This window comes from Polaribacter sp. 20A6, assembly GCF_011378915.1.
Classification (GTDB): Bacteria; Bacteroidota; Bacteroidia; order Flavobacteriales; family Flavobacteriaceae; genus Polaribacter; species Polaribacter sejongensis.
In genome coordinates this window covers 1-993 of record NZ_WTPZ01000049.1, presented here as the reverse complement: position 1 = coordinate 993, position 993 = coordinate 1, and the positions used below count along the sequence as shown (strand labels likewise).

Below are 993 nucleotides of genomic sequence, written 5' to 3'. Positions count from 1 at the left end.
ATTCTGCTAGTAATTTTGCTTCGTTTGTTAAATGCTCGATGTTTGTCATATGTGTGCTAACGTTGTTGTGTATGATTAGTTGCGTTGTTTAAGCAGTGAATTTACTAAATAAAACACGAACGGCGAAATTCCGAAGGAATTTCCCAAGTGAGCCAAAAACAGCAATTAATTATACACGGTGTTAGGCAACGTTTTTTTTATTCCGTTATAATTCCGATTATAATTATAATTCCACCAAACCAATAAAAAAGTCTCGCCATATTAATGATTTTCAATTCATTTTTCACAAAAAACTTTATTGGTTGTTTATTCAAATTTTTCACGTTATTCTTTTTATGAAAATTAACAACTGTTCCAATTAATAATTTTACTATAAATTTATTCCATAAATAAATTAATACTACGATAAATAAAATTTGCCCAATTTTTGATATTAATTCCATTTTCTAAATATTTCTGATTCAATTTTAGGCAATACTTTTATTTTTCATTCTGTTGAGAACCATTTTTCCAATGTATACAAATATTAAATATGGTATAAAGGTTATAAATCCTAATACAGCTTTCAAAGGCCAACCAATTCCCATAATAGATGTTTCAAGATGTCTTACTTTTTCCAAATTCATAGAAGCTACATTTTCATAAATTTCATTATGATTCATTCCGTTAATATTATAACCAAAATAGTTTAGTAAAATTAAATCTGATTGATTATTCCACCAAGTAAATATTATTATTAAAATAGCAAGAATTAATAAGCTTATTAAAGAGTAATTCAGTAAAATATTTTTCTTCAGTCGTTTCAAAATTAGAATTGGAAAAATTACTATAAAACTGAAAAGAAGAAAAGTAGTGATTTTTATAAATATTTCCATATTTTCAATTCTTACTGAAATTTATTGGTTTTTCGCTTTAATGTTGCCTAACGTTGTTTTGTATGGAAAGTTGCGTTTTAAGTCGACGGCTATTTTCCGCAGGAAAATAGAAGTTGAC

Annotated in this window: 2 protein-coding genes; both read right to left on the bottom strand. The window is 26.2% G+C overall.

The features are described from left to right. Positions 1-197: 197 nt before the first annotated feature. Entirely contained in the window at positions 198-443 is a 246-nt protein-coding gene (locus GQS57_RS18325) for a hypothetical protein (protein WP_165734419.1), read from the bottom strand. A 24-nt stretch (positions 444-467) separates the two neighbouring features. Continuing rightward, the gene (locus GQS57_RS18320) at positions 468-875 is read right to left on the bottom strand and encodes a hypothetical protein (RefSeq protein WP_165734418.1); all 408 of its coding nucleotides are present in this window, start codon (positions 873-875) and stop codon (positions 468-470) included. Positions 876-993 lie beyond the last annotated feature (118 nt).

Excerpts from the sequence above, each read along its gene's own strand:
- GQS57_RS18325 (WP_165734419.1), bottom strand. The coding sequence starts at position 443 with ATGGAATTAATATCAAAAATTGGGCAAATTTTATTTATCGTAGTATTA.
- GQS57_RS18320 (WP_165734418.1), bottom strand. The coding sequence starts at position 875 with ATGGAAATATTTATAAAAATCACTACTTTTCTTCTTTTCAGTTTTATA.